This is a genomic window from Halobacteriovorax sp. RT-2-4, assembly GCF_047085445.1.
Classification (GTDB): Bacteria; Bdellovibrionota; Bacteriovoracia; order Bacteriovoracales; family Bacteriovoracaceae; genus Halobacteriovorax_A.
The window spans coordinates 1,845,118-1,869,807 of record NZ_JBKIXY010000001.1; the positions used below are offsets into that span (position 1 = coordinate 1,845,118).

General features: G+C 34.8%; 27 protein-coding genes and 1 tRNA gene. 10 read left to right on the top strand and 18 right to left on the bottom strand.

Annotated features, from left to right (window positions below; all coding sequences use genetic code 11):
* Positions 1 to 10 precede the first annotated feature (10 nt).
* Both ACMAYL_RS08860 and ACMAYL_RS08865 read right to left on the bottom strand, forming a co-directional pair.
* Positions 11 to 1,888, bottom strand: coding sequence for an ATP-binding protein (locus ACMAYL_RS08860; protein WP_103218664.1), 1,878 nt, complete (start codon positions 1,886 to 1,888; stop codon positions 11 to 13).
* Positions 1,885 to 2,373: a hypothetical protein gene (locus ACMAYL_RS08865; protein WP_392994085.1), complete on the bottom strand. Its 489-nt coding sequence runs from the start codon at positions 2,371 to 2,373 to the stop codon at positions 1,885 to 1,887. The genes ACMAYL_RS08860 and ACMAYL_RS08865 overlap by 4 nt, the downstream gene beginning before the upstream one ends.
* 478 nt (positions 2,374 to 2,851) lie before the next feature.
* On the opposite strand from ACMAYL_RS08865, the gene ACMAYL_RS08870 reads away from it, so the two are divergent.
* Positions 2,852 to 3,685 carry a TIM barrel protein gene (locus ACMAYL_RS08870; RefSeq protein WP_103218662.1) on the top strand — a complete coding sequence of 278 codons (834 nt, stop codon included), beginning with the start codon at positions 2,852 to 2,854 and terminating at the stop codon, positions 3,683 to 3,685.
* A gap of 14 nt (positions 3,686 to 3,699) precedes the next feature.
* On the opposite strand, the gene ACMAYL_RS08875 is transcribed toward ACMAYL_RS08870, so the two are convergent.
* The 3 genes from ACMAYL_RS08875 to ACMAYL_RS08885 are packed head-to-tail and all read right to left on the bottom strand — an operon-like array spanning position 3,700 to position 5,187.
* Positions 3,700 to 4,044: a hypothetical protein gene (locus ACMAYL_RS08875; RefSeq protein ID WP_103218661.1), complete on the bottom strand. Its 345-nt coding sequence runs from the start codon at positions 4,042 to 4,044 to the stop codon at positions 3,700 to 3,702.
* 30 nt (positions 4,045 to 4,074) lie between these two features.
* Positions 4,075 to 4,512, bottom strand: coding sequence for a hypothetical protein (locus ACMAYL_RS08880; protein WP_103218660.1), 438 nt, complete (start codon positions 4,510 to 4,512; stop codon positions 4,075 to 4,077).
* A gap of 18 nt (positions 4,513 to 4,530) precedes the next feature.
* Positions 4,531 to 5,187, bottom strand: coding sequence for a hypothetical protein (locus ACMAYL_RS08885; protein WP_146037888.1), 657 nt, complete (start codon positions 5,185 to 5,187; stop codon positions 4,531 to 4,533).
* Positions 5,188 to 5,273: 86 nt separating this feature from the next.
* Here ACMAYL_RS08885 and ACMAYL_RS08890 point away from each other — a divergent pair, with 86 nt between their 5' ends.
* Positions 5,274 to 5,462 carry a DUF362 domain-containing protein gene (locus ACMAYL_RS08890; protein ID WP_103218658.1) on the top strand — a complete coding sequence of 63 codons (189 nt, stop codon included), beginning with the start codon at positions 5,274 to 5,276 and terminating at the stop codon, positions 5,460 to 5,462.
* On the opposite strand, the gene ACMAYL_RS08895 is transcribed toward ACMAYL_RS08890, so the two are convergent.
* The 4 genes from ACMAYL_RS08895 to ACMAYL_RS08910 form a co-directional block, all read right to left on the bottom strand.
* Positions 5,450 to 6,277, bottom strand: a complete 828-nt coding sequence (locus ACMAYL_RS08895; RefSeq protein WP_412470511.1) for a sugar phosphate nucleotidyltransferase — start codon at positions 6,275 to 6,277, stop codon at positions 5,450 to 5,452. The genes ACMAYL_RS08890 and ACMAYL_RS08895 overlap by 13 nt on opposite strands.
* On the bottom strand, positions 6,270 to 7,211 hold the full coding sequence (locus ACMAYL_RS08900; protein ID WP_103218656.1) for a phosphotransferase: 942 nt from the start codon (positions 7,209 to 7,211) through the stop codon (positions 6,270 to 6,272). Before ACMAYL_RS08900 ends, ACMAYL_RS08895 begins: the two co-directional genes overlap by 8 nt.
* Positions 7,212 to 7,223: 12 nt before the next feature.
* Positions 7,224 to 7,976 (bottom strand): hypothetical protein, encoded by a 753-nt coding sequence (locus ACMAYL_RS08905; RefSeq protein WP_103218655.1) that lies wholly within the window; start codon positions 7,974 to 7,976, stop codon positions 7,224 to 7,226.
* A 70-nt stretch (positions 7,977 to 8,046) separates the two neighbouring features.
* On the bottom strand, positions 8,047 to 8,706 hold the full coding sequence (locus ACMAYL_RS08910) for a LysM peptidoglycan-binding domain-containing protein (protein WP_103218654.1): 660 nt from the start codon (positions 8,704 to 8,706) through the stop codon (positions 8,047 to 8,049).
* Between the two features lie 120 nt (positions 8,707 to 8,826).
* Here ACMAYL_RS08910 and ACMAYL_RS08915 point away from each other — a divergent pair, with 120 nt between their 5' ends.
* The 6 genes from ACMAYL_RS08915 (at position 8,827) to ACMAYL_RS08940 (ending at position 13,440) form a co-directional block, all read left to right on the top strand.
* Positions 8,827 to 9,774 carry a hypothetical protein gene (locus ACMAYL_RS08915; RefSeq protein WP_146037887.1) on the top strand — a complete coding sequence of 316 codons (948 nt, stop codon included), beginning with the start codon at positions 8,827 to 8,829 and terminating at the stop codon, positions 9,772 to 9,774.
* Entirely contained in the window at positions 9,764 to 9,961 is a 198-nt protein-coding gene (locus ACMAYL_RS08920; protein WP_158246916.1) for a hypothetical protein, read from the top strand. The genes ACMAYL_RS08915 and ACMAYL_RS08920 overlap by 11 nt, the downstream gene beginning before the upstream one ends.
* Positions 9,961 to 10,428, top strand: coding sequence for a 2-amino-4-hydroxy-6-hydroxymethyldihydropteridine diphosphokinase (folK, locus tag ACMAYL_RS08925; RefSeq protein WP_103218651.1), 468 nt, complete (start codon positions 9,961 to 9,963; stop codon positions 10,426 to 10,428). The genes ACMAYL_RS08920 and folK overlap by 1 nt, the downstream gene beginning before the upstream one ends.
* A gap of 111 nt (positions 10,429 to 10,539) precedes the next feature.
* Positions 10,540 to 11,682, top strand: coding sequence for an acyl-CoA dehydrogenase family protein (locus ACMAYL_RS08930; RefSeq protein WP_368667188.1), 1,143 nt, complete (start codon positions 10,540 to 10,542; stop codon positions 11,680 to 11,682).
* Between the two features lie 2 nt (positions 11,683 to 11,684).
* Positions 11,685 to 12,473, top strand: a complete 789-nt coding sequence (locus ACMAYL_RS08935) for an electron transfer flavoprotein subunit beta/FixA family protein (RefSeq protein WP_103218649.1) — start codon at positions 11,685 to 11,687, stop codon at positions 12,471 to 12,473.
* A gap of 13 nt (positions 12,474 to 12,486) precedes the next feature.
* The gene (locus tag ACMAYL_RS08940) at positions 12,487 to 13,440 is read left to right on the top strand and encodes an electron transfer flavoprotein subunit alpha/FixB family protein (RefSeq protein ID WP_103218648.1); all 954 of its coding nucleotides are present in this window, start codon (positions 12,487 to 12,489) and stop codon (positions 13,438 to 13,440) included.
* Positions 13,441 to 13,814: 374 nt separating this feature from the next.
* Here the strand turns inward: ACMAYL_RS08940 and ACMAYL_RS08945 are convergent, their stop codons facing one another.
* The 4 genes from ACMAYL_RS08945 to ACMAYL_RS08960 all read right to left on the bottom strand — a co-directional run bounded on the left by ACMAYL_RS08945 (position 13,815) and on the right by ACMAYL_RS08960 (position 17,057).
* Positions 13,815 to 14,969 carry a hypothetical protein gene (locus ACMAYL_RS08945; RefSeq protein ID WP_103218647.1) on the bottom strand — a complete coding sequence of 385 codons (1,155 nt, stop codon included), beginning with the start codon at positions 14,967 to 14,969 and terminating at the stop codon, positions 13,815 to 13,817.
* A gap of 204 nt (positions 14,970 to 15,173) precedes the next feature.
* Entirely contained in the window at positions 15,174 to 15,365 is a 192-nt protein-coding gene (locus ACMAYL_RS08950) for a hypothetical protein (RefSeq protein ID WP_021267727.1), read from the bottom strand.
* A gap of 9 nt (positions 15,366 to 15,374) precedes the next feature.
* Positions 15,375 to 15,908 (bottom strand): hypothetical protein, encoded by a 534-nt coding sequence (locus ACMAYL_RS08955; protein WP_103218646.1) that lies wholly within the window; start codon positions 15,906 to 15,908, stop codon positions 15,375 to 15,377.
* 3 nt (positions 15,909 to 15,911) lie between these two features.
* On the bottom strand, positions 15,912 to 17,057 hold the full coding sequence (locus tag ACMAYL_RS08960) for an Mrp/NBP35 family ATP-binding protein (protein WP_103218645.1): 1,146 nt from the start codon (positions 17,055 to 17,057) through the stop codon (positions 15,912 to 15,914).
* A gap of 149 nt (positions 17,058 to 17,206) precedes the next feature.
* Between ACMAYL_RS08960 and ACMAYL_RS08965 the strand changes: the two genes are divergently transcribed.
* Positions 17,207 to 17,770: a hypothetical protein gene (locus tag ACMAYL_RS08965; RefSeq protein ID WP_103218644.1), complete on the top strand. Its 564-nt coding sequence runs from the start codon at positions 17,207 to 17,209 to the stop codon at positions 17,768 to 17,770.
* The gene (locus ACMAYL_RS08970; protein ID WP_412470997.1) at positions 17,754 to 19,811 is read left to right on the top strand and encodes a transglycosylase SLT domain-containing protein; all 2,058 of its coding nucleotides are present in this window, start codon (positions 17,754 to 17,756) and stop codon (positions 19,809 to 19,811) included. The genes ACMAYL_RS08965 and ACMAYL_RS08970 overlap by 17 nt, the downstream gene beginning before the upstream one ends.
* Before the next feature lie 158 nt (positions 19,812 to 19,969).
* Here ACMAYL_RS08970 and ychF read toward each other — a convergent pair whose 3' ends face one another.
* From ychF to ACMAYL_RS08995, 5 genes are all read right to left on the bottom strand, one after another.
* Positions 19,970 to 21,079, bottom strand: coding sequence for a redox-regulated ATPase YchF (gene ychF, locus ACMAYL_RS08975; RefSeq protein WP_103218642.1), 1,110 nt, complete (start codon positions 21,077 to 21,079; stop codon positions 19,970 to 19,972).
* Between the two features lie 16 nt (positions 21,080 to 21,095).
* Positions 21,096 to 21,677, bottom strand: a complete 582-nt coding sequence (gene pth, locus ACMAYL_RS08980; protein WP_392994059.1) for an aminoacyl-tRNA hydrolase — start codon at positions 21,675 to 21,677, stop codon at positions 21,096 to 21,098.
* A gap of 11 nt (positions 21,678 to 21,688) precedes the next feature.
* The gene (locus ACMAYL_RS08985; protein ID WP_368667187.1) at positions 21,689 to 22,636 is read right to left on the bottom strand and encodes a ribose-phosphate diphosphokinase; all 948 of its coding nucleotides are present in this window, start codon (positions 22,634 to 22,636) and stop codon (positions 21,689 to 21,691) included.
* A 29-nt stretch (positions 22,637 to 22,665) separates the two neighbouring features.
* Positions 22,666 to 22,741: transfer RNA gene (locus ACMAYL_RS08990), tRNA-Gln, on the bottom strand.
* A gap of 71 nt (positions 22,742 to 22,812) precedes the next feature.
* On the bottom strand, positions 22,813 to 24,615 hold the full coding sequence (locus ACMAYL_RS08995) for a transglycosylase domain-containing protein (RefSeq protein ID WP_103218639.1): 1,803 nt from the start codon (positions 24,613 to 24,615) through the stop codon (positions 22,813 to 22,815).
* Positions 24,616 to 24,690 lie beyond the last annotated feature (75 nt).

The window sequence follows — 24,690 nt, forward strand, 5'->3', positions numbered from 1 at the left end:
TGCACTCCATTTATTTATTCAAAAATTTAATTAGAAAACTTGTTCCTTCTCCAAGTGATGAAGTTACAGAAATCTCACCACCATGAAGTTCTACGAAATATTTTACCAGATAAAGACCTAGACCGCTCCCCTTAATAATATGGGACGCATCATTTTTAACCCGATAAAACTTCTCAAATATATTATCGACATCGTCTTGGCCCATACCAACACCATTGTCTGAAATTTCAATATAGACCCAAGTATCATCGTCCCAAGTCTTTATATTAATTGTCTTACCTTCACCAGCATATTTAATCGAGTTTTCAACAATATTAGAAACAATACGATTAACGAGACTAACATCAATCTCAATTGGAAATAGTGGTCCGAGCTCTGTCTCAATTGACATCTCTTTTGAACGCGCCAGGTACATTAAGCTATTTACGCAATCTTCAATAATTTTATTAACATCCTTACTTTGTAGATTAAGAGAGATATTTCGAGACTCAACTTTTGTAAGGTCTAAAATTGAAGTGATAAAATTATTAAGTTCTTTTGTTGAATCAATAATAGTTTTTAGTCCATCGTGCATGTAGGTTTCACCACCACGATTTCTTTGCAGCATATTATCAGCAACACCTGCAATTTTGGCTACCGGTGTCTTCAGGTCATGACTCATTAACGAAATAAAGTTTTGCTTTAAGTTTTCAACTCTCTTAAGTAGCTTTGTTTCTTCTTGAATCTTATAACGACGTTGATACTCACCAATCGCCCTAAATGGTACCCAAATATAGTAAACGACAAACACTGTTAATAAGATATGCGTAATATAAAGCCAAAGTCCAAAGAGTAAAAAGATTAAATATGAAAAGAGAACTGTTCCAACAATAATCCCAAACGTAATAAGAAGTCCTTTAGCTGGCTGAATTCTAGATATAACAATTGAAAGAATGACACCAATTAACATCGAAAGAATTTTAGTCACCCAAAGAGGTATTGAATAAATTAATTGATTCTCCATTAATGCTTTTGTCATATTGGCATGGATTTCTAATTTCGAAGTTCTCTTCTGATCTTTATCAAATGGAGTCTTTGCATAATGTCTCAAATTCGAAATATAGGCAGGGCCAATTAAAACAACTTTTCCATTAAAGTAGCCACTTGGAATATTTCCAACAACAACTCTGTGAACAGGTAGTTTTTCTAAGTGCTCTAGTGTTCGTAATGGATAACGAAATAAGCTGAAGCTAGCATCAGCTTCTGGCATATAGTAAGCACTCTTAAGCTTATTTAAAACAAGTGGTTCTTCATTATTAATTATTCGCCATTCATTAGCAGTCCAAAAATCAAGAGTTTCTTCTCCTGAAATATTGAGAACCATTCTTCTAACGACATCATCTTTAGCAAATAGCTTACTATCAATATTCACAACTGCTGGAGAATATCCTAAGTCTCTTAATTCTTGTGGAGGAAGACGCTCTCCCCAAGAATCTAATTCTGTCCCATAACGATAAAGTCCACCTTGCTTCATATAATCTTTAATTTCATCATGAAGCAATTGAAGAGACGCTGCCTCTCTTTCATTTAATGGAGCAGAGAGATCTCCAAAGAAATTTATAATTGCTGGTTTATCCTTTAAGACTTTCCTAAAAAGCTTTAGATAAGTTGTATAGGTATAAGGATAACTCTCGCCAAGAAACTCATCACTCTCTTCATCAATCTTAATGAGAACGATATTATCATCGTGAACGAGAGTCATATCTAGCTTTAGTCTTAGATCATAAAAGATTGCTTCAATAGATTGAAACTTATACTGAAATAAAACAGACAAGAAGACGACTGTAAAAAGCGCTGGGTAATATTTTGTAAAATCTAATTCTCTGAAGTACTTAAAAAAGTTCTTCATAGTAACTCACTTTGATGAAATCGCTCATCCATAGCATCTGGAGTACGTAGAATTGACCACATTGTTGTTGAAGCGACATTAAAATGCACAACATTAATCATCGCATTCTCAAGGTAAATTACCTTCTGAGCAACTCCTCTCATATCGACACTCTCATTCTTTTTAAAGTGATATTCTTTAAAACTATTTGAAAGGCGATTAAATAATCTTCGAGGTACGACAAACATATAACGGAAAACGGCTTCAGCTCTTGCCAACTTGAACACCCAATTAAAAATCGTACGCCAAAACAAAAGAACCACTAAGATGTGAGTTAGTATCTTTGCATTAATTGTCTCATTGAAACTAAGTTCAGCCTCAAGGTACTTATCCATTTCAGATGGCGATAAATTCTTTATGATAGCTGAGTTGATGATCACATAACCAGAACCAAGCAAGCTTCCCATCATAAAGAAAGGAGCATTTTTACTCTCAAAAAACTTCAATCTTCCCTTATTGCCTCTAAAGTGAAGTCCATTTATTTTATTAAAAATGGCCACATGTTCTTTGTTATCTAATCTTATTGGGTTTAGCTTAGACAGCACAATGGAAGGTATGATGTAAGTAAACGAAATTACATAGATTAATGTCGCCAATGCTACCGAACTCGAAATGTGGAGATTTGTACTGAAGACAATGAATCCACCAGCCAGGAAAAATACCTGAATAAAGACGATAAAAAGACTTAATAAATATGAAATTAATACACTAAACAAAATTTTGTCCCTATTTTTTTTACAAGATATTCTCTAATTATAGACCCAAATCCAAAATACGGCTATAAGTCATCTGAATCACAGATAGACAAAAGCAGATATATATGAAGCGATTGATATATAATTTCGCAGCGCACCTATTGTGGATTCCGTAATTGTGATACACAAGGCATTAACGTTTTAAATATAAGCAGAAGGGGTATTTTGAATGCATACTAAGCTACTTTTTGGTACAGCAGGTGTTCCTAATTCTACAGTTAAAAAGAACAATCCAGTAGAAGGTGTTAAAAGAATTCACGAACTTGGACTTGATTGTATGCAACTCGAGTTTGCACACGGCGTAAGAATGAAGGAAGAAGTTTCTTCAAATCTAAGAAAAGTATCATATGAGCTAGGCGTTCCATTAACTTCTCACGGCCCATACTATATCAACCTAAATGCTAGAGAGCAGGATAAAATTGATTCTTCTGTTGAAAGAATCATCCAAACAGCTAAGATTTCTGACCTTTGTGGTGCAGAATCAATGACTTTCCACGCAGCTTTCTACATGAAAGATTCTCCATATGATGTTTTCGACCTAGTTGAAAAGTCGATGAATGTAATCGAAGAAAGATTAAGCAGACTTGATATTGAGATTGAGCTTCGTCCAGAGCTTACAGGAAAGACTTCACAGTTTGGTTCTTTAGAAGAGCTTATCAGCCTAACTAAGAACGTAGACTCTTGTCGCCCATGTATGGACTTCTCTCACTTATATGCACGTACTAACCAGTACAACTCAGAAGAAGAGTTTGATGAAGTAATCAATAAACTTAAAGAAGAACTTGGTGAAGATTCAGTTAAAAATATGCACATCCATATTTCAGGTATTAGCACTAACTCTAAAGGTGATCTTAAACACCTTAACCTAGAGAAATCTGACTTTAACTGGAAAGATCTTCTAAAGTCTCTTAAGAAGAATGGTTGTGGTGGATACATGATCTGTAACTCACCAAACCTAGAAGACGATGCATTAATGCTTAAAAATTACTACAATTCACTATAAAAAAAAAGCGGCTTTTAAGCCGCTTTTTTTATCTCTTCAAAATCTTTAGTTTCGATATAAATATTTTCATCCATCATATAAACAACTAAGTCATCATGTGTTTGAAGAACTTCTTTTAGGCCATCATTAAGGGCTTTATCATAAAGTTTAAGTTCAAGAAAACTGCTTATTTTCAAGTCATTAATAAATGAAAGTCCTTGTGGAAAATCTATGAAAGTACCACCGATCCAGAGACGATAAGACTTTATTTCTGAAATATAATTTAGTTGATGAGCATTAGAGTTGGCACTTTCAGTTAAGTTGAAAGTTTCACCAACCAGTTTATCGAAAGAAAGATCTAATATTTTGCTACTTTTCACGACTTACTTATCGGTAAGTTCGAAGATATCTTAACGAGCGTCTGTTTCTTTAAACTCGTAAAAAGACTTCACATCACTGATATCTGAAATCAACCACTTATCATCCTTCTTAATAATAAGAGCAATCTTCTTAACAGAGATCGAAACATCTTGTTTTGTCTTACCATCCGTGGCCTCATCATCATAGGCCACTGAATAAGTGATTGAACACTCATCCCCCGAGCAGTTCTTATAGACAATCGAAAGTCTAGATTTCTTGAAATTAGACATTTCATTGAGCTTCTTCGCGTCCTCAGTTAGTGCCTGAGTATATTCTTCAAGTAATGTACCAGTAAGGTAATCTTTAAGCTCATCAACTTTAATTTCATCATTCAGTCTTTTCTCGATAAATGCAGTTAGCACTCCTTCAGGAGACTTATTTGAGTTACATGAAATAAAAAGTAATGCAATGATTAGATACTTAAACATTTAGAGTTCCTTCCTAGATTATAATGAAACAATTCCTCTTCGTTTCAGAATATTATAAAGTGTAATCCAGTTGTAATTATTATTTTCTGACTTTGATAATAATTTTAATCCATAGCCGTTAGGGTAAACGAGCTCAACACAAAAGTTATCAACAAATTTTCTACCTTCATATTCTAACTCAAATTCTAACTTTTCACCCTTAGATATTTTTTCACTTGTGTAGATTACAATTCCTTTATCATCACAGTTAGAAATTTTAACAGGTAAACAAGAGCCTGACGAAAGATATACATTTCCTTCAAGAGAACAAAAGCCGTCGAAATTAAAATTTTCTTTTGTAAAAATTGGTTTGAAGATTGCTTGTCCAAGCTCTTCCTTCAAAAGAAGAATCATATTATATGAAACTAATAAAAAGATTACCGCCATCAAAAGTATAATCTTGTCGTACTCCACTAGGAATAATGAAAATACCTTATAAAAGATATTTAAAACAAAGACCGACAGAACCACTACAGTAAGTTCTCCCATGTAGAGAATCTTAAAAATTAAAAATATAGCTAAGGCAGTTGTAATTTTATAGGTCGTAACAATTCCGATAAAACGATTCAAGTCAATTGCTGAAACATCTGCATCAAGTGAATAACACGTATGTAGGAAAAACAGCGAAAATACCACAAACAGAATATTTAGCAATTTGAATGTCAGAGTGTCAGAATTGTGCACTTATTACCTTAAATTTTAAAATTTGTTATAATTAATATATGGATTATTATCTCGAAATTTCTTCACGTTGTATAGAGTGTGATAACTGCAGGCTTATCTGTCCAGAAAAGGCAATTTTTATGGATAAAGGTAAGTACACAATAGAACCTTGGGCCTGTACGTTGTGTAACGCATGTATACTTGTTTGCCCTGTCGACTGTATAAAAGAAGTTACTCAGAAAGAATAATCTTTTTCCTTATAAGTAATAATTCTCGAATCGAAATCAAATCGAACACCAAGCCAATCCATTATCGATGTCGATCTAAAATCAGTTCCTTCAAGTTCCTCGATAGAGGCAACAAATTTTTTAACCACAGCTGGAAGCTTTTCAAGGTCTGAAATTACATCAATATACTTGTCCAGTGTACCCAAGTCGAGAAACACTGGGTTTTTAGGAAGGCTCATATGGACTGTTTTATTATTATAGTCCGCTACCGTTTTGAAGAAAGATGATTCACCTTCAACCAGTGGAATCTTTCTTAAATCTAATATACCAACACCTGAGTAAGTTAAATAATTACTATCAGCATCATGAGGTGAAATACTTGTAAGCTTTCCATCAATAACTTTAGTCTCGTTGTAAGAAGCATCTTTATCAACTTCAATTGCATATAAGTGAGCAATCGCATTAGCAGATAACATTCGTTCAACATCATTTTGAATCTGCTCAAAATCAAAAAAATAAAATTGATCAGAATTAATAATGAATATAACCTCATCATCAATATGCTTCTTCAAATTATGAATACAGCCACCGCTACCTAAGATATCTGGTTCATGTAGTAAGACAACATCCTTATCTTTTGCCCAAACTAGCATTTCGTCATGACAATGGTGAGAATTTATATAGATATTATTACAACCTAACATTTTTGCATAAGCTACTTGTAAATCCAGCAGACGTAGATTGAAAAATGGCCATAAAGGTTTAGGTATTATTTTTCCTAGATTTCCCATGCGTGTGCCAAAACCAGCACTAGCAATAAAGCAAGTTTTAATCATTCAAACCTCGCTCTAAAATTTTTGCGAAATCATTAAACTTTTCAATTGTACTCGTTTTACAAGTATTAATGAGCTTCTCTAAGTTTACAGGGATGAATTGTAGGTAATTATCTTTCTTTTTATCGATATTTAAATAGGCGAAACTTCCAAGGGCCTTAAAAGTTCTTTGAATTTGCACAATATGATAATCATTTTTGTACTTATTATAAAAGTCATTATCATAACTTAATAATAACTTCTCTTTCTCGGCGTCAGAGAAATTAATATAACAGTCGTCCACAAGTGAAACTAAATCATACATTTTTGGGCCAACCCTCATGTCTTGATAGTCAATATGGAATAGAACACCATCCTTAACATAAAGATTATTTGAGTGATAATCGCGATGACAAACAACTTCCTTATGAGATTCATAATAGTTAATGATGTATTCTCTCACTTCTTTAAGAAGTAAACTTTCATCATTATTTAGTTCAACTCCTAAATGTTGCTGTAGAAAATAATTGCATGCTAAATCAAATTCGAAACCAATTTTTTCACGATCAAAGTCTCTTCCCATGCAAAACTCAAGTGGCATATTTTGATATTTTTTAATATCGCCTACAGCTTCTACATGCTTAGAAAGTCCTGAAGAAAGATAAAAATCTTTTAACGAAATACTTCCAATATCTTCTAGAATAAGGATTGAAAACTCTGGATCGTAGAATAGAATCTTAGGTGTTTTAATATCACTTAAAATATTATTTGTGACAGTGTTGAAGTCACAACTTTGTTGGCCATTTGAAATCTCAACACACACTACATATGTATTATTCTCGTGATTTAAACGATAGTACTCACGGCTAGAAGCATCACCTGACAATTTCTGCAGTTTACTATCTTCAGTATAATAACCAACATTTTCTAACTTATTTACAATTGATTCTTTATTCATCCTATTTACTCTTTAGATACTTTCTTTGAAATAATAGAATAGACGAGATGAGTTTTTTTCAAAAATTAAATTCTCATCCTCTCCACTATTAACCATATAATTTTTAAGTAAAAATTCTTCTTTCGAAAGCTCATGTGAGTGTACACCTTGCACACTAAAACTAATCGATTGACGGTTTAGAGTCTGGAGCCAAAGAAGTCGTGCCTCTGGATCGTATCCAGATTTGATCAATACTTCGTAGACCAAATTATTTAAGTCTCTTTTAGCATTCAAGTCTAAATTATTAATACGAATCATATCATCGATAGTGTAAGAATTTAGTGGAATCAGTTTTTTCTTCTCATAGATGCCAATTTTACTTCTTATCAATTCTCCTAAGAGAACGGCCACGAAAATATTCTCACTATTCATATAATTTTTAAGTAAACCACGAGACATAAAAACGTTATTTTTTGGAAGGGAGAAGTAGAAATTCCTATTGTCATCAACAATATAAAAATTGATACCAAAATCGTCTTTTTGAAAGAGCCCTTGATTATTTAAATAAAGTTCTTTTGCAATTGTATTCAAGTAACGTAATGATCTTCTATTTGGCTTTCTTACCTTATTATTTTTGATGAAAAGTTCTGCTATTCCTTCAAGGTGCGTCAGATAATCTTGAGATGTAAACGTATCCTGATAGTTGTATGGATAATCATTATCTTTTTTATAAAGATAAGTACAAGACGTGAAACTAAATAGTGTTAGTAGAATTAAAATTTTCATCTTCTATTAGGTAAAAAATAAAAAAGCTCTCGTTATGAGAGCTTTATATAATTAATCTATTATACATGAATTACATAGACTCGGAAGCAACATCTCTTTCCTCAGGAACATAATAAAGTGTAAAACCTGCAAAGATTAGATTTGGATCTTTAATCATATCTCTATTATTATCCCAGATTGATCTCCACTTGGCCGGTGTTCCATACTTATCTTGAGAAATAACACCAAGTGTTTCTCCTCTTCTAATTAAGTGAGGTAGTCCAACTGGATTCCAATTAAATTGTCCACTTTGATATTTGATTTTATCTCCTGCTTGAAGACCATCTGCTAAAGCTTCTTGATTCATCGCTTGGATATCACGCCACTTTCTATAGTCACCATATAGCTTAAAAGCAATCCACATTAGTGTTTCACCTTTTTGAACTTCATAGTAATCAGATGCAGTTACAATAACATCTTTTTCTAAAGCTACATTTTCTTCAAGAAGAATTTCATCTGTTGGTGATGGTGCTTCACTTCCAAGAACAGCAACTGATTCATCGGTCGGTTGCATTGTTGCTTCTTCTAGTTGATTTAGATCTTCATTCGCATCAACAACGAAGTCAGAATCATCAATTGAAATCTCTTCAGATTGTTCAGCCGCTGCTACTTCCCCTTCTTTCTTTTCATTGTTTGAACATGAAGTGAAAGTTAGTGCCGAAACTAATAATAATAAGAATATCTTCTTCATGGTATATTACCCCTTTTAAATAGTAACAATTATATGTAATTCCCTTCGGTTACTTTTAAATAGATATTTAAATTTTAACCGCCTAGACTAATTTCTTCATGCGATGTACAATTTTTCCGTATGAAGAATATAATGATCCTATTCTTACTATTTTTATCAACTACTGCTCTTTCTCAAAGTGCGGTTAATGATTTCTCAAATGCAGCTAATTTTGAACTAGCTAATGAAAAGCTATTGAAAATTTCTGGAACCAAAAGAATTATTCTTGTCAGTAATAGTCAAGATAGCTTCGCAAAAGGTGACTACATTACTATCTTAATAAATAAGGTACCTGTTGCACGTGGAGTTGTTCCGAAACAAGAAGAGAATCAAGCAGCTGTTAAAGTCACAAAAGTGTACGATGAAGAATTATTTAAAAATTTCTTTGTAAACCAAGATGTTCAAATCTTACGTGGCGATGACTCAGCTTACGGTAAGCCCGCTGACAATCAAGATGATCAATTTAAAATCACTGATTCAGAATCTCTTTATGATGATACGACATTACTAGAGGAAGACTTGTATGGTGATGAAAGTCAACAAACAGGTGTCATTAAAAATGATAATATCGCCTCTGTTGGTATCGGTCTTGTGGATGGATTTAACACTGCCGGAAAGCAAGATACAAATACTCAATATAATGCCGCATGGTCTTTTCAAGTTGAAAAAAATATTTGGATCGAAGGCTTTATTGGTCGTCATCTTATTCGTGCTTTCCCTGCAGATGATATAGATACAGCAGTAAATCAGTATATCTTCAGAGCAAAGTACTCATTTGAAGGTCCTTTATACACAGTATTTATGCCATATGTTGGATATAAATTTGCAACTGCTGATAGTCCTGGTGCTGGTGACGTTTCTAAAGTTGGTTCAGACCAAGCCCAAAGAGAACTTGACCTCGTTGCAAGTGTTGAACAAGATGAGTTTGTTTTTGGTGCAACAGGATTTAAAAGATTAGTACCTGGATGGTTTTTAAGGGTTGATATTGGAACAGATGTAATGGGAGTAGGTCTTGCACTTGAGTTCTAAGTTTTTATTATTTTTTACTACTTTTGCACTAACTTCTTGTGGTGTAAAAACTGCTCCCAAGCCAAAGAATGATAACTTTCCTTCATTCATTGAGCAAAATAAAAAAGTACTAAGACCTAAGTCACAGCTTAAATCTAAAAGCTCAGATGAAGATTCAAAAAAAGAATCTAAAAAGTCTTCGAACTAATGAAAATAATCTTCAGTCTCGGCTCAAATTTAAATAATAAAGAAGAGATTCTTCTTAGCGCAACTAAAGAAATCGAATTGGCCCTAGATGCCAAATCATTTATTAGTAGGATTTTCGAAACCCCACCATACGGGCCACAAGATCAGCCAAATTTTTATAATATTGCTCTTGAAATTGAGACATCCCAAAACATAGAGCCAGAAGCTCTTTTGCACATAGCAAAAGAAATTGAAAATAAACTTGGTCGCAAACGACGCTATCACTGGGGCCCTAGAGAGATTGATATCGATATTATTTTTATTGATAAATTAAAATATGAATCAAAGAACTTAATTATACCCCATAAAGAATTTAGAAATAGAAGCTTTGTGCTCGAGCCCTTGAAGGATTTACCGAGCTATAGCGAATACAAATCATATTTTGAAATTGCTGAATTGAAGCATAATGATGCAACACCACTCAAATAGTACCAAGGTGTTTTATTACACTATCTTAAGCCTTTATTACCTATTTACTAAATACTGAAAAACTATCTATAATAATGTCACATTATCTTTAGAACAATAGGTTCCATCATGATCAACTTTGAATTAACTTCCGAGCAAAAAGAAATTCGTGAACTTGCAATGAAATTTGCAAAAAATGAGATGATGCCTAAAGCTGGCGAATATGATGAAAAGGCACAGATGCCTTTGGACATTCTTCGCAAAGCTTGGGAGCTTGGTTTAGTTAATACTTGTATTCCAGCTGAATATGGTGGTGCAGGTTTTTCTACTATTGATTCAATGATCATTACTGAAGCTCTTGCCTATGGCTGTCTAGGAATGAATACCGCAATCATGGCAAATGATCTTGCACTTCTACCAATTGTTATTGGTGGGAATGAAGAACAAAAAAAGAGATTTTTAACTCCTTTTACTGAAGATTATAAAATTGCAGCTTTCTGCTTAACAGAACCAGGCTATGGATCAGATGCAGCGGGTATCAAAACAACTATAAAAGAAAGTGGAGATCACTACTTATTAAATGGAAATAAGATGTGGATCACAAATGCAGGATATGCAGATCTTTTTGTTGTCTATGCAACAACTGATACAACACTTAAGCACAAAGGTATTACGGCACTTGTTATTGATGGAAAGTCCGAGGGAATTGAGCTTGGTGAAAAAGAAAATAAAATGGGACATCGTTGTTCTGATACTAGAGCAGTGACTTTTACAAACGTAAAAGTTCCAAAAGAGAATATTTTAGGTGGTCTTGGTCAAGGTTGGCCAATTGCAATGGCAACATTAAATCACTCTAGACCTATGGTTGCGAGTTCCGCAGTAGGTGGAGCTCAATGTGCTATGGATCATGCGGTTAAGTATGCTGGGGAGAGAGTACAATTTGGTGTTCCACTATCTCGTCATCAGGCCATTCAAATGATGATCGCCGACATGGGAATTGAAATTGAAGCAGCTCGACTACTTGTTCAAAAGGCTGCGTGGTCAATTGATAATGGAAAACCAAATCCAGAACTTTCATCATACTCAAAAGCTAAAGCCGCTGATATGTTTATGAAAGTAGCAACTGATGCTGTACAAGTATTTGGTGGCTACGGTTATAGTAAAGAATATCCAGTTGAAAAAATAATGAGAGACGCCAAACTCATTCAAATATATGAAGGCACTTCACAAATACAAAGATTAGTTATTGCTAAAGAAATTTTTACAAGGAGCTAAAATTGAACATTTTTGTATGTATTAAACAAGTTCCAGACACGGAAACTAAAATTACTCCAAATGGTGATGGATCTTATATCGAAACAAGTTCTATCAAGTGGATCATGAATCCATATGATGAATTTGCAGTAGAGCAAGCTCTATTAACTAAAGCTGCAAACAGTGGTTCTACTGTTACTGTAGTAAGAGTTGGTGGTGTTAAAGACACTGAAGCTCTAAGAACTGCCCTAGCAATGGGTGCTGACGATGCAATCCTAGTTGAAGCTGATGACAACTTAGATTCATATATGACAGCTAAAGCACTTAAAGGTGCTATTGAAAAATCTGGAAAAACTCCAGATGTTATCTTCACTGGAAAACAAGCAATTGATGACGACTGTCTTCAAGTTCCACAACTTCTAGCTCAAATGCTAGGAATGCCTTCAGTAACTGTTGTAGACGGTTGTGAAGAAGCAGGTGGTTCATATACTCTTAAAAGAGAAGTTGAAGGTGGAGCACTAGAAGTTTACGAAGTAACTGCTCCAGTATTAATTGCGGCCAACAAAGGTCTAAACAGCCCACGTTATGCTTCTCTTCCAGGGATTATGAAAGCTAAGAGAAAGCCTCTTGCTCAACATTCACTTTCAGATGTAGGTGTATCTGCTGACGATCGTCGTGTTAAGTATTCTGGTTTCCAACTTCCACCAGAAAAACCAGCTGGGAAGAAGTTTGATGCAATGGACGAAGCTGCTCAAGCAGGTGTTGTAGCTGAAGTTGTTAAGCTTTTAAGAGAAGAAGCTAAAGTTATCTAAGGAGATTATTAAAATGGCAAAGATATTAGTATTTTCTGAAACAAGTGGTGAAACAGTTAAGTCTGTTACATTTGAAATCTTAGGAAAACTTGCTGGTCACACTGTTGACGTAGCAATCGTTGGTGACATGGGTGCTAATGCAACTGCAGATCTTGCAAAGTATGGTGCTGCTAATGTTCACAACCTAAAAGGTGCAAACCTAGATAAGTATTCTCCAGAAGGATACGCTAATGCACTTAAAGAATTTATCGGTTCAAACTACGATTACGTATTTGCTGGTGCAACTTCTCTAGCAAAAGACCTTATGCCAAGACTAGCTGGTATGTTTGATGCAGGTATGGCATCAGAAGTTACAAATTTTGTAATGGAAGGTGACAACTTTGCAGGAACAAGACCACTATTTGCTGGTAAAGTTCTAGCTAAAGTAGAACTAGACGGACCTAAGCCAGGTTTCGTAACTGTAAGACCTAACGCTCTTGGTATGCCAGAAGCTCCAACTGCTGGTGCAGGTGCTGCAAATGAAGTTGCTGCTAACGCTGGTGACATCAAAGCTGCAATCAAAGAAATCGTTAAGGGTGCTTCTGAGAAGCTAGACCTGACAGAAGCAAATGTCATCGTATCTGGTGGTCGTGCTATGAAATCTGCAGAAAACTTCAAGATCCTTGAAGAACTAGCAGAAGTTCTTGGTGCAACAGTTGGTGCTTCACGTGCTGCTGTAGACTCAGGATATGCTCCACACGCAATGCAAGTTGGTCAAACTGGTAAAACAGTTGCTCCATCTCTTTACATCGCTTGTGGTATTTCAGGTGCTATTCAGCACTTAGCTGGGATGAGAACATCTAAGGTTATCGTTGCAATCAACACTGACCCAGATGCGCCAATCTTTACTAAAGCTGACTACGGAATTGTTGGAGATCTTTTCCAAATCGTTCCAATTCTTAAAGAAGAACTTAAAAAAGTTCTTTAAGCATCCGCAGCATTGTTTGCCCAAAGGCAAACTATTGGCTGCGGTGCTAGGCCTCAGTGCAATGAAATGAATTACATATTCAACAAGCCGGGTTCAAGCCCGGCTTTGTTGTCTCTAGGCCTATGGGAAAGTTTGTGCAATAATCAATCTACTCCCTGCGGTGCTAGCTCCCCATGCAAGGAGCACATTCTGATCGAGAGCGAGGGTTCAGTCTGCTTCGGCTCCTGCCTCTAGCAGACATACAGGTCATCGTAACCATAAAGCCCGAGCGGTTCGTCTCAGGAGCAAAAAAACTTCGCATATATAATACATAAAAAAGGCCCTCAATTTTGAGGGCCTTTGTTTTTCTTCTCTTCTCTCTTTATATTTATGGATTAGAATCCGTAACCTTGTCTGTCTAATTCTTCTTGTCTTTCGTATTCAAGTTCTTTTTGCTCTTCAAATCTTTCAGCTGGATCGTCTACAAGAACTTCTTCTTCGTATCTTTCTTCTTCAACTTCTTCCACATTTTGTTTTTCATTATTTTCAGCGCTAACATTACCTTGAGCTAAGTTAATATCGTTTTCAAATGACCCTTCTTCTGTCAGAGATCTTTCAAAACGTGACTCTTCTTTTGCTCTTTCCATGCTTTCGAATTCAGCATTTACTCTTTCTAGCTCATCGTAAGTTACAAAGTTAATTAACCCACCAGCATATGGACCAGTTGTAAATCTTAGACGGTATCCATTTTCACCATTTCTAGCAAATACTCCGTGTGAAAGTTGTCCCTGAAGTTCAACTTCAAATGCACTTCCATCTTTAAGTTTAATATCACCAAGTACTTCATTAATATCTTTATCGAATACGTTGAAGTAAAGACCTTGAACACCATTTGGTCCAACTGTAACACTTCCTTCAATCTTATCTTCACCACGAATTAGCTCGTTATTTAATTGAGGAAGAACTACTCTTTCGATAATAAATTCTTTTCTCTCATTTTCATTAATCATTGCTGCTTCTTCTAAAGCTTCATCAACAATAACATCTTGAGTAGCTACTTCATTATTTGCTTCTAAAACTCTTCTTGCTTCAATTAATTCAAATCCATCTTCATAAGCTCTAAAGATTGAGATATTTTTATTATTCTCGTGTAGGAAAGAAACATCAAAAGTGTACTCATTATTATCGTTAAGTTGAACTAGACCAGTTCCAATTAACTTCATATCAACTACTCTTTTAGAGTTTGCTTTCTTCTCATTAAAAATTTCATTTCCTTCGTGATTCTCTACTCTTACAATTTCCCATTTACCGTCGATAATTTGTGCATACTCTGCAACAGGTAAGTATTGTACAGATACTTTTTCACGATCAGATGAAGCTACGATACGATCAACGCTCTCATCAACTCTCTTTTCAAAAGAAATATCTTTCTGTTGCATAAATGAGTTATCAGTTACTGAAATCCCTTGATAGATACCACCGAATACAAGGAATGATCCTGATAGTACTGATGCGATAATGAATTTCTTGTAAATAGCTGTTGCTTTCATACAGTGCTCCTAAAACCTATATGCATATATAGAAGCAACACTCATGCCAAATTGAACAAATACGTATATTTGCTAACTTACTGAAAACGCGTTCGTATTTAATGGAATTTATTGAATTGTTTAGGTATTAGACTGTTAAACTTTTAACACTGTAGAAAAAGTAAACACACCCCAGGGGTGTGCCTACTCTAATATGAATAAGAATTAATCAACTTGGAAAGTCTTCTTCTCATAGTCACTATGAGAAGCTCTAAAGCGCTTTAGAGCGACTACAATAAGCTCTTCAAGCTCAATCCCAGTATTCTGAGACATTAACTCAAAAGAGGTAACAACGTTTTCTTCGATCATAACTTTAAGCTCTTTAAGGTTGCCTTGGTTATGCGTTTGATCTTTCATTTAAAACTCCTACTTTACGACCTTCAAGGCGCCCATTTTTCTTAGATTTACTAATGCTTGGGTGACTTCAAAATCAAATAATTCGCAATTGCTATAAATATCTTTAACCTTGCTGTATTCAGCTATAGTTTTTAATAGTAAAAATTCATTTGCACCAGTCTTTTTTCCATTTTTTATGAACACAGGATTGATCAAAATGTGAATATTTTCTGGTGGACGAAGGGACTTAGCCTTTAAATGCTGAGAATAAGCATTTTCAATATTCGACTTTAACTCACTAAATTTTAGTTTGAATTCGTAGTCACTCTCAGAAACAACTTCTGGCTCGGCCACAAGAGTGAACTCCTCGATATGATCCATTTCAAAAATTACTAACGAGTATAAGGCTTTAAGGCCTGTCTTCTTAGAAAACTGGGCCGCAACAACAATTCCCTCGCTAATATATATAACGCCTAGGAACTGACGATCGGCCCTTTTAAGAATATTGATTCTGCCTGTGAAATTAAAAGAGCATTGCTCCTCTATTTTCTGTATGATGGACATTTTCTACCTTTTGAAAATTTTTGAGAAAAAACCTTTCCCCTCACCATCATTATTTTCTATTTCAATGATCTTTTTTGCAATACCGGAATATGCTTTCCATACTGGTCTACTTTCGTATGAATTATTAGACATGTAAGGCACACCATTATCGCAAGATTCACGTAAAGCAATTTCAATAGGGATTTCACCTAAGAATGGATAACCAAGCTCATTTGCGATATCAGCTCCACCCTTTTCACCGAAAATATAGTATTTCTTCTCAGGCATATCATCTGGTGCGAAGTAGCTCATATTTTCAATAAGTCCTAAAACAGGAATATTGACCTGTTCAAACATATTGAAGCCTTTTCTAGAATCAAGTAGAGCAACATCCTGTGGTGTTGATACACCAACAATCCCACTTAGATTTAAAGTTTGAGCAATTGATAACTGAACATCACCAGTTCCTGGAGGCAGATCTAATACTAGGTAATCAAGCTCACCCCAATCAACATCAAAAAGAAATTGATTTAGAACCCCACCAAGCATAGGCCCACGCCAGATTACAGCGTCTTTTTCTTCAATGAATAAACCGAAGCTAATGAATTTAATTCCATGTGCTTCTATAGGGGCAATTTTCTTATCATCAGTTGCAAGAGGCTTCGCATCTCTTTGACCCAGAAGCATCGGAATAGATGGCCCATAAATATCGGCATCTAGTAGACCTACTTTCTTTCCTTGGTTTTTAAGAGATAGAGCTAAGTTTACAGAAACTGTACTTTTCCCAACACCACCCTTTCCAGATGAAACAGCGATAATCTTCTTCACGCCCGGAATATCACGTTTTTGAGGTGCAGCCTTAGCGTGACCGACTTCTAACTTCGCACCTTGTTGTTGGGGCTTTTGCTGTTGCTGAGCTGGCATTTCTTGAGTAGAAATAGTTTTAATGAAGAGATCATCTTCACTAACAATAGCTGAAAGAGAATTAACAATTGAATCCTCAATATCTCGTTTTTGTGCAGGAGTAATGCCATCACGATTATAAACAATCGTAAGCTTCTTATCTTCGATTGCAATATCCTTGAAACGATTCTCATCTAATAGGGATTTTCCAGTGTTTGGGTTATTAACCTCAACTAATTTACTTTTAACTATTTCAATATTTAGCATACTAATTCTCTCAGTTTTTTATCGTTTTATGCGTGAATTCTATTAAATATTGGGCACTTATTCAATGAGTAAAGCAAATTTTTGCCCTACAACAAAATTCATAAGATGTTATAATTACTAAAGAAACTAAATTAAAGTTTGGAGAAATTGTGTCTAAGCCATATAAGCGTTCCATAATCATAGTCGACTCTAAATTTCAGCTGAGATTCAGTGCATTAATTTGTATTGTAATTCTAGTACTAAGTGCATTCTATCCACTTGTTATTTACCAAGTGCTAACTAATATTTCAGAAAAATTTCCACAATCTGCTGAGCATATTGCAACAATGAAGAGTGATCTTTTAAACTTTCTCATTTTATGCCAAGCATTTTTTGGGATCCTCATCTTTGTAGTTTGTATTTTCTTTACTCACAAAGTTGCAGGCCCACTTTATAAATTAAAACAATATCTTGCTGGACTAAGACACACAGGGTTTGAAAGAAAGCTTTCATTTAGAGAAGGTGATTACTTTCAAGATGTCGCAGATGAAGTTAATTTAACAGTTGAGTACTTCCAAACTCATTTTAAGGAAGACACTGTTTATATTGATGAAATCTGTAACTATTTAAAGAACCTACAACAAGTTGTACCTGACGATAAAAAATTAATCTTAAGTGATGTAGTCACTAAGTTAAAAAGTATGGAAGGTCGTTTCAATGAGTTTATTGGGTAAGAAGTTTATTCTTTTATCGTTAACGGCAAGCTTGTCATTTACAAGCTTTGCTAAAGATTCTCGTTCTCTTAAAGACAAAGAGCTTACAGCTGCACGTCACATCTCAGAAATTGAACGCATTTTAAAAAGAAGGAAATTACCTAATCATAAAATCAATAATGCAATTAAGGCCATTAAAGATGGTGGTATCTTTAAAAATTATCTCACTCACTTGGAGTTTTTAAGTGATCTAAAAACATCACTAAAAAAAGATAAGTATTTTTCATGTAATATTAAAAGTCACAGAACAAATCGCGTTGAGGATGAATTTGTTTCAAATATTAGAAATTACTGTTTTCACACTGTTAATTATTTAATTAACGATAAGTATTACAATGATATTATTGCTGATGATGAAAACTTCTCTAAGGCCATTCAATATCTTGCAACATCTCGAAACTCACTTTTCATTAGTAAACTAGAAGAAGTTGATAAAGAATCTAAAATTTATCAACATATTAAAAAACAGCTTATCGAAATAACTTTGATCAATGGGCTAAAGATTGATTCTAAGCTTTATTCACATATAGATTTTGATAAAGATATCACTCTTTTATTCCAAAATAATCTACATAGAATTAAGAAGAACAAATTAACCATTACGAACGAATTTATAAAACAATATCGCCAATTAAAAAATCTAGTAAAAAATAATGAGAAAAAGAAAGCAAATATCAATGAACAACTTTCAAAGTTTTTAACTTTTGAAAAAGCCAATGAAGACTATATTTATAAAAAGTCTTCATGGAAACGTGTTCGCTATATTGGAAAACTTCTTTTAAATAATGATGATATTGCCAATGCCAATCGTTACTTTGCACGCTCATATGAGATTAGTTATGATGATGAATCAAAAAATGAATCACTCTTCCTTCTACTTTGGAATTCAATAAAAAATGAAAACTATAAGGAAAGTATCGTAACAGTACAAAACTATAAATTAATAGATGAGTTTTCTAATCTATACACTAAGACAAAATTTTGGATTGCTTATAGTTATATGAAAGATGGGAATGAATCCCTTGCAAAACACTTATTCAAATTAATGATTAATGGAAACCCATTAAGCTTCTATTCAATTATTGCCCAGGACTATCTTCCTGAGTTTGATAAGAATTATGTTAAATCACTTTATTTCCATAAGAATACAGTTAATCTTCCCAAACTAGAATTAGCGGACTTCACCCAGGCCAAACAAAGAAATATTAAAGAATCAAATATTTGGCATGAGTTAAAATTTGTCGGAAAGGTTGATAAGTTAATTTATGAATTTATCCGTTTCAATCCTGAAACTGATATTATCAATAGGGCCAAGTTAGACTCTCTTCCATTAGAAGAACAACGTGTGGCTATATTTAATTACTTTCTTCATCATTTCAAAGAAAGTGGTGATTTTTTATCGAGTTTCAAACTCGTCTCAAGGACAATTGACTTAAATCTCATTAGGCCTTCAAAAATTGATATTACGACTCTCTTTCCGGTTCTACATCTTGATAAGATTAAAGATGTAAATGCTGAAATTGACCCGCTTCTAGTTTTATCGATTATCAGACAAGAAAGCGCATTCAATCCAAACGCACGTTCAGCAGTAGGCGCACTAGGACTAATGCAACTTATGCCAGCTACGGCAAGACAGATGACTAATTTTAGAAAAACAGACGAGATCTTAATTCCACATAGAAATATCGATGCTGGTGTACGCTACTTCAAATCTCTACTTAATAAGTTTGATGGAAATATAATCTATGCATTATCTTCATATAATGCAGGTCCACACAAGGTAACAAAGTGGGCAAAGAATCTTATGGATGTAGAAGATCCTATTTTTCAAATTGAACAAATTCCATATAAAGAAACAAGACTGTACGTGAAGCTAATCTATCGTAACTTCTTCTTTTATAATCTTATGAAAGATAACTATATTTTAGAAAAGAGTGTAGCTTCTACTTTTAATGCCTTTCCTAAGAAGGAAGCGAAACGAGAAATTTCATCTCAGTTGTAAACAATATAAAAGTAAGTTCTTATGCTAAGATTTTTTGCTCCAGAGACAACAAAGCCGGGCTTGAACCCGGCTTGTTGAATATATTTCTCTAGCTAAAGTATTGGGGAGCTAGCACCGCGAACAATAGACTGGCTTTGGCCAGTCAATTTCGCGGGTGCTTAAACATTAAAACGGAAGTGAATAATATCACCGTCTTTTACGATGTACTCTTTACCTTCCATACGAAGCTTTCCAGCTTCCTTAACCTTCGCCTCTGATCCATTAGCAATTAAGTCATCATAGTGATAAATCTCTGCCTTAATGAATCCTCTTTCAAAGTCTGAGTGAATTACACCTGCAGCTTCAGGAGCTTTAGCTCCTTCTTTGAATGTCCAAGCACGAACTTCTTTAACACCGGCCGTAAAATATGTACGAAGACCAAGCATATTATATGCTTCATGAGTAAGCGTTTCTAAACCAGAAATTTCAATTCCAGCAGCTTCCATAAAGTCTTTCTTATCTGCTTCATCTTCTAGTGCCGCAATTTCAGACTCTAGCTTTCCACAAATCTTAATTGCACGAGAACCTTCTTTCTGTGCAAATTCTTTTACTGCTTTTACATAGTCATTATCTTCATCAACACTCTCTTCATCTACGTTACATAGATAAAGAGTTGGCTTAAGAGTAATTAGGTTAAGATCACGAGTTAACTCGATATCTTCCTTATCCATCTCAAGTGTACGTGCAGCAAAACCTTGCTCTAAATGAGCAGTAAGTTTTTCTAGAACAGGTACAAGCATCTTTGCTTTTGATGCAATTTCTTTATTTTGGTTTTTCATTAACTTAGGAAGGTTTGCTTGCTTTCTTTGAACAACTTCAAGGTCAGCTAGAGCAAGTTCCATATTAATTGTTTCAATATCATCAACTGGATTAACTTCACCGTGAACGTGGATAACATTAGTGTCATCAAAACAACGTACAACGTGAACAATTGCATTTACTTGACGAATATTTCCAAGGAATTGGTTACCAAGACCTTCACCTTTTGAAGCACCCTTTACAAGACCTGCAATATCAACAAATTCAACAATAGTTGGAATAACTTTTTGTGGCCCAATGATTTCCGCAATTTTTTGCATACGAATATCACCAACGTTTACAATCCCAATATTTGGTTCGATTGTACAAAATGGAAAGTTAGCTGCTTCAGCTGGAGCCGAAGTTAGAGCCTGAAAAATCGTTGATTTACCAACGTTTGGAAGTCCTACAATCCCACAATTTAGGGCCATTATTTTCTCCTGATATCTATTTACTTAAATCTAGTAATTGTTTCTTTTTATATCTTTGAATCGCTGTTTTAAAGCCACTTTTTACATAACATTCAACGGCTTTTGAAGCTTTTTCTAAGTAATCGTCAATAAAGTCAGCCTCCGAACCAAAATAGCGGCCCAAAACCCAATCAGATACACTTCCATGTTGTGGACGTCCAATCCCCATACGTAAGCGCTTAAAATTGTTATGACCTAATTGTCCTGCAATTGACTTAAGACCATTGTGACCCGCAAGGCCACCACCATCTTTAAAGGCAATAGTTCCCCACGGTAAATCTAATTCATCGTGAATAACTAAAATATTTTCTGGTTCGATTTTGAAGTATTGAGCAAAAGGAATAACACTCTCACCACTTAGATTCATATAAGTTTGAGGCATTAACACGTAGAACTTATCTTCATCCGTTTCAAACGAAGACCAAATTCCTTTAAATTTCTCTTTAAAAGGCAAGTCCTTGATTGGCTTGATAAAATTCATTACGTCCCAGCCAATATTATGTCTGGTACCTTTATATTCTGAACCTGGATTTCCAAGTCCAACAATTAAATAATTCATAGGTTACCCGTTTATAAAAATAATGAACTAACTGAGTCGTTATTAAACGTGCGATGAATCGACTTGGCCAATATTTCAGCGGCCGAGACAGAAATTATTTTTCCACTCTCACGCGCCTCTTTACTCAGAGGAATTGTATTTGTCACAAGAACCTTATTTAAAGATTCTGCTTTATTGATGCGCTCAATAGCAGGCCCAGAAAATACAGGGTGCGTAGCACATGCCACAACACTTCTTGCACCATTATCTTTTAGAGCATTACAAGCTTCGATAAGTGTTCCTGCAGTATCAATCATATCATCTAAGATGATACAGTCCTTACCGTTTACATCACCCACAATATTCATGGCCTTTGCAACGTTCTTTCCCGTACGACGCTTATCGATCATAGCGATATCGCACTTACACTTTTTAGCGTAATGGCGAGCACGCTCAACTCCACCAGCATCTGGTGAAACGAAGATCGTATTTTCTGTCACAAGTTCTCTTTTAATATGACTAAGAAGAACAGGAGAAGCAAAAATATTATCGAATGGAATATTAAAGAAACCTTGAACCTGTCCAGAGTGAAGGTCCATTGTAATAACACGACTAGCGCCTGCAACTGTAATAAGATCGGCAACCAGCTTTGCTGAAATAGGAGTTCTCGGCGATGCCTTTCTATCCTGACGACAGTATCCGTAATGAGGAATAACTGCTGTAATCGAAGACGCTGACGCTCTCTTAAGAGCATCGATCATAATCAGAAGCTCCATTAAATTATCATTTACCGGCGCACATGTTGATTGAATAATGAAGACATCAGCACCACGAACGTTTTGTTCGATTTCACAAAATGTTTCACCATTGGCAAATTTAATAACTTGGGGGTCAACTAACGGAACATCTAAGATTTTCGAGATATCGGAAGAAAGCTTTGGATTTGACGTGCCTGATACGAGAACGATCCTTTTCATGATCTTATTCCTTTCTCTGATCCGTGAGAAAATGGCTGGGGTAGAAGGACTCGAACCTTCGAATGGCAGAATCAAAATCTGCTGACTTAGCCACTTGTCGATACCCCAGCAATGTAGATTTGTATGTAATATATAAGCTAGTTTCTTATTTTTGACAAGAAATTTTTAAATTTGCCTACTTATTCGCATGCCAAAGACGCAATTCGTTGGCCTGAATACAGAATAATCTCCTGATAAAGTCTGAAAGCTGTCGTACTTCCGTATAATCTTAAACCTTTCTTATTTGTACGAACACCTTCATAACCGACCCAGATCGTAAAAAGATCATGTCCATCATAACCGACAAAGAGATTATCAAAACCATTATTTGATGTTCCTGTTTTCCCGAAGAAATGTTGTTGCTTAAGCGCTGGCTTTACCATTCTTCTAATTGTCGTTTGATTTGGATCTGCAAGAGACTCGTACACTCCGGCCCCTACTCGACATTGCGCAAGCATAAAGTCTTCATATAATTGATAGAGCTCATCAACTGATAATTCAATGGCACCAAGAAGCTGGGCAGGATATTGGGCCAACGGTGTTTTAAGATGTTTAATCTTATCCTTCAATATAACTTCAACTTTTTCAAAACCAATATCATGGGCCAGTCTAACAACTGGATTGTTTAAGGACTCTTGTAAAGCTTGAGAAATAGGGTACTCACTCGCAGAAGGTGTATGAGATTCCGAGGGTGTCCACTTTCCACTAACAAGATCTAAAGTTATCGGCTCCGTTGAAACTAAATCATCTATTTTATGGCCCTGCTCAAGGTATATTTGAAACAGGATTGGCTTTAGTGTTGAACCTACACCATGACGTTCCTCTTTGAAGGCCTTATCAACATTTCTTTCAAATTTAGAATAGTAGAAACTTTTATGCTTTGGATTTCCAAAAGCAATTTTAACCGCCAAGTTCTCTTCGATCCCTTTCAGATCTCTTAAAAGATTTTTAGAAGCTAAGACTGTTTTAAAAAATCGAAATTCACTAAGCATTGGATCTTTATTAACTCGAGTCGATGTCAAATATATCGCTTCATAAAATGAGTCATCTTGAAAAACAGATAATTGTTTTTTCCAATTTTCCCACTTCTCATCAGACCACTGATAATCTGTGTTTTGATCAAAAAGATCTAAGCTTTGTAATTTATTAAAAATAAAATCAGCACGCCCTCTAAGACGATCTGTACGATAGATAGGATGATAATAACTTGGCCCTTTTAACATTGAGACCAATATAGCTGATTCATAAGGATCTAACTCAGAAATAGGTTTATTAAAATATAAAACAGCTGCTGTGTTCACACCTTTTATTCTAATTCCACCAAGACTTCCCCAATACACTTCGTTGAAATAAGCTTCTAGAATTGCTGACTTATCGAATTTAAAATCAATATAAACGGCCAGGATAGCTTCTTTAATCTTTCTGCTAAATGACTTCTCATTTGTAAAATAGATATTCTTTACTAGTTGTTGTGTCAGTGTTGATCCACCTTGTACAAGAGCACCAGCTTTAATATCTGCAATTATCGCACGAATGATAGAAATATAATCAATACCTATGTGATCAAGAAAACGAAAATCTTCAATACCAATAAGACCTTTAGATAAGATAATAGGAATATTATAAAAGTTAATTTTATATTGAAGACAGCGGTTGTAATTACAATCATTACTTCTAATAGAATTTAACTCGAAGCTTTCTTTCACACTTAGAATTGACCTCTTTTCATCGTCAAACTTCTCAAAAAAGACAGAGTTAAATCTCTCATCACGTGAATTGGCCTTAAAAAATAAGAAGTCACGTTTCTTAACAAAACTTCCCTCTTCAAAAAGAATGGTTTTCGAATTCGTATCAGGTGTTTTAGGAGTAATAATTCGAGTTAAGTCTGCGTCATTGATTGTATTTATGGAATAAATGACACACAAGCCAAATAATCCAACCATCAAGAATAATAATATCTTTATTCGTTTATTAAGCACCTTTGAATACACCTATTTTTTTGACGTTATATAAAGTCA

Excerpts from the sequence above, each read along its gene's own strand:
- ACMAYL_RS08860 (WP_103218664.1), bottom strand. The coding sequence starts at position 1,888 with ATGAAGAACTTTTTTAAGTACTTCAGAGAATTAGATTTTACAAAATAT.
- pth (WP_392994059.1), bottom strand. The coding sequence starts at position 21,677 with ATGAATTATTTAATTGTTGGACTTGGAAATCCAGGTTCAGAATATAAA.
- ACMAYL_RS08915 (WP_146037887.1), top strand. The coding sequence starts at position 8,827 with ATGAAGAATATAATGATCCTATTCTTACTATTTTTATCAACTACTGCT.
- ACMAYL_RS08890 (WP_103218658.1), top strand. The coding sequence starts at position 5,274 with ATGGATTATTATCTCGAAATTTCTTCACGTTGTATAGAGTGTGATAAC.
- ACMAYL_RS08955 (WP_103218646.1), bottom strand. The coding sequence starts at position 15,908 with ATGTCCATCATACAGAAAATAGAGGAGCAATGCTCTTTTAATTTCACA.
- ACMAYL_RS08950 (WP_021267727.1), bottom strand. The coding sequence starts at position 15,365 with ATGAAAGATCAAACGCATAACCAAGGCAACCTTAAAGAGCTTAAAGTT.
- ACMAYL_RS08960 (WP_103218645.1), bottom strand. The coding sequence starts at position 17,057 with ATGCTAAATATTGAAATAGTTAAAAGTAAATTAGTTGAGGTTAATAAC.
- ACMAYL_RS08880 (WP_103218660.1), bottom strand. The coding sequence starts at position 4,512 with ATGTTTAAGTATCTAATCATTGCATTACTTTTTATTTCATGTAACTCA.
- ACMAYL_RS08895 (WP_412470511.1), bottom strand. The coding sequence starts at position 6,277 with ATGATTAAAACTTGCTTTATTGCTAGTGCTGGTTTTGGCACACGCATG.
- ACMAYL_RS08945 (WP_103218647.1), bottom strand. The coding sequence starts at position 14,969 with ATGAAAGCAACAGCTATTTACAAGAAATTCATTATCGCATCAGTACTA.
- ACMAYL_RS08970 (WP_412470997.1), top strand. The coding sequence starts at position 17,754 with ATGAGTTTATTGGGTAAGAAGTTTATTCTTTTATCGTTAACGGCAAGC.
- ACMAYL_RS08870 (WP_103218662.1), top strand. The coding sequence starts at position 2,852 with ATGCATACTAAGCTACTTTTTGGTACAGCAGGTGTTCCTAATTCTACA.
- ACMAYL_RS08995 (WP_103218639.1), bottom strand. The coding sequence starts at position 24,615 with ATGGTTGGATTATTTGGCTTGTGTGTCATTTATTCCATAAATACAATC.
- folK (WP_103218651.1), top strand. The coding sequence starts at position 9,961 with ATGAAAATAATCTTCAGTCTCGGCTCAAATTTAAATAATAAAGAAGAG.
- ACMAYL_RS08905 (WP_103218655.1), bottom strand. The coding sequence starts at position 7,976 with ATGAAAATTTTAATTCTACTAACACTATTTAGTTTCACGTCTTGTACT.
- ACMAYL_RS08940 (WP_103218648.1), top strand. The coding sequence starts at position 12,487 with ATGGCAAAGATATTAGTATTTTCTGAAACAAGTGGTGAAACAGTTAAG.
- ychF (WP_103218642.1), bottom strand. The coding sequence starts at position 21,079 with ATGGCCCTAAATTGTGGGATTGTAGGACTTCCAAACGTTGGTAAATCA.
- ACMAYL_RS08910 (WP_103218654.1), bottom strand. The coding sequence starts at position 8,706 with ATGAAGAAGATATTCTTATTATTATTAGTTTCGGCACTAACTTTCACT.
- ACMAYL_RS08900 (WP_103218656.1), bottom strand. The coding sequence starts at position 7,211 with ATGAATAAAGAATCAATTGTAAATAAGTTAGAAAATGTTGGTTATTAT.